The sequence below is a fragment of the Protofrankia sp. CiP1_Cm_nod3 genome, from assembly GCF_982290655.1.
Genome location: NZ_CEVIVD010000224.1, coordinates 1 through 2,539 on the forward strand (window position 1 = coordinate 1; position 2,539 = coordinate 2,539).

General features: G+C 68.3%; 1 protein-coding gene. It reads left to right on the top strand.

The genetic code is table 11. The features are described from left to right. Positions 1-432: 432 nt before the first annotated feature. Positions 433-2,463 carry a hypothetical protein gene (locus tag AC5LUJ_RS23145; RefSeq protein WP_493465766.1) on the top strand — a complete coding sequence of 677 codons (2,031 nt, stop codon included), beginning with the start codon at positions 433-435 and terminating at the stop codon, positions 2,461-2,463. Positions 2,464-2,539 lie beyond the last annotated feature (76 nt).

A 2,539-nucleotide genomic window follows, 5' to 3' on the forward strand; every position in this document is an offset into this window, starting at 1 on the left:
CGACGAGTGACAACGTTAATAATTGGTGTACATATGGCAGCGGTTTTGGCTCAACCAGGCCCACGCAATGTCAGTCATCGGCTTCATATATCCGACTGTACAGCCTGGCAATACGGCGGGCAATGCGGCGGCATCGGAGTGGGTGTGACCCGGCCGGAGTGCGTGGACGGCGAGCGGATGGCGCTGGCCGTGCGGCCGGGCCTTGTGCGGCAGGGCAGGCCAGCGGGATGATCATTCCCGCAATAAGGGAGCGGTGCGCGGAGGAGTTTTATTCCCGCCTCCCGCGGGGCCGGGTTTCCTGCGGCAAGGCACCTGTTTTCACGGGTTCTTTTCCGGTACCTCGGTATGCCGTGGAACCGGCGGGGGGCGCCGATGCCGCTGGAACTGGCGTGGCCCTCGACAGGAAAGCCGCGATGCGGTATATGTCTGTGCGTGACGGGGGTAGAGGAAACACGTGATGATCTGGCGCGTCTGCTGGGCCGCTGCGAGACGTGGCTGGAGACGCTCGGAAACCAGGATGACGCCCCGCAGGACGTCGACGAGCTGGCCGCCGACGTCGTCCGCATCCGCAGCCTTCGCACCCGCGCACTGTCCACCCTGCTCAACGTCGGCATGCTCGGCCGCCAGTCGGCCGGGAAGAGCTTTCTGATCAGTGGGCTGCAGGGCCGCCTGGAGTACTGGCTGGTAGACGGCGACGATGACGAGGGCGAGTACACCGGCATACTGCCGTCGTCGGCGAATCCGACCACCGCCTGCCCGTCCACCGTCGTTCCGGTCGGTGACGACCCGTCTGTCAACGCTTCCGGGCGCGGCCTGCTGCGCGTCAAGTTCGACGGCTCTGACTGGGTCGAGATAGGCAGCGACCTGCCGCCCGCCGTCGTCGCCTCGTACGGCGCGGCCGACGGGAAGGTGACCGACCGCCGCCGCGAGCACATCAACCGCCGGGTCCTGGAGATCGAGGTGCTCATCTCCGATGCCCTCCTGCCGGTCAAGCTGTTCGACCTGCCCGGCTCCGAGTCCCCTGACGGGGACCATGACCTCATCATGCGCGGCGCCTGGGCGGAGGCCGACTGCTTCATCTACGTCACTCAGGCGACATCGGCGCTGACGGTCAACGAGCTCGCCCTCGTCCGTGACCTGTACGCCCACCACCTGCAGACCGGGAAGCGTGTGCTGTGGGTGCTCACCGGCATCGACCGCGCCACCCAGCGGGAGCACGGCCAGGCCGCGTGGCGCAACGTACAGGCGACGGACAACGACTATCTGCGCACACACTTCGCCGATGCGGGCGGCGGCCTCGCCGCGTTCGTCGGCGAAGGATTCCTGCCAGTCTCCGCGGCCTGGGAGGCGAAGGCCGCCGCCGAGGAGGCGAACGGGAACGCGACGAGAAATCTCAGGCAACGCAGCGGGATGGACGTGCTGCGCGACCGGCTGCACCAGCTTGTCGAATCCGGCGCCGGGGACCGTCATCTCGTCCAGGTCGCCGACGAAACGAGACGGCTGATCCGCCGCCGGCACCGGCCGATCCGGGACATCGTCGACGCCCATCAGGTTTCCGTCGACGAACTGGCCGCTCAGCAAGCTGCGATCGCCGAGCGGCTGGAGCGTGCGGAGAGCGCCGCGGAAGGCATGCGCACAGAGCTGGCCGACGAGCTGGAGCGCGCTATCCGCGTCAGGCAGCGTCCGTTCGCGGATCTGCCGCAGGAACTGCACCGCGGGCTCGACCAGCTGATCGACGGGGGGAAGCTGGACACCGAGCACGTCCACGAGATCGACGTCCGCCAGGTTCAGCTCTACACGCAGTGGATGGTCGGCCCCGACGGCCCGGCCACCGGCTGGCAGCGTCAGCTGGAGCAGCTCGAGGCCAAGGGCCGCACCTTGCTGCGGCTGGCTCTGGGGGACGACACCACCGGCTCCCAGCTCGTCTCCCCGGAACCGCTCGACAGCCGTCTTCCGCCCCCGCCCGCGGACGCGCGGGGAGCCATGTCCGTCTACAGCCTCGTGCAGATCGCCGCCGGGACGGTCGGTGTGGCCGGTCCCTTGGCAGGCGGAGCAGCCGCGCTGATGACCAGCCTCAGCCTCGCCTCCGTCGCGCTTCCGGTCGGTGCCGCCGTCGCGGCCGCCATCGGCGTTGCCAAGATCACGGAGGTGCTCAAGGAACGGGAGTCGGTGATCCAGAAGGCCCGCAACGAGCGCAAGCGGATGCTCGACGAGCAGGCGAAGCAGGCCCGGGCGGATTTCGTCGAGGCGGCCCGGAGCCAGGGACAGCTACTGATCGACGCGGTCGAGGAGCACCTCGAACAGCACCGGGCCCGGCTGCATGCGACCCTGGCTCAGATCATGGATCGCGTCGACGCCGAGGATACCGTCGCCAGCCGTGAGCTGGTCGCCAGGCTCGCCCCCATCGAGCGGACCGGCCGCGAGATCATAGGGGAACTGCGGGATCTGGCCGACCGCCCGTAAGGCGGTTCCGCAGCCGAGCTCTCACGCCTTCGTTTCAGGATCTCCGCTGGAGGATGTGGATACTGCGCCGGTAAAC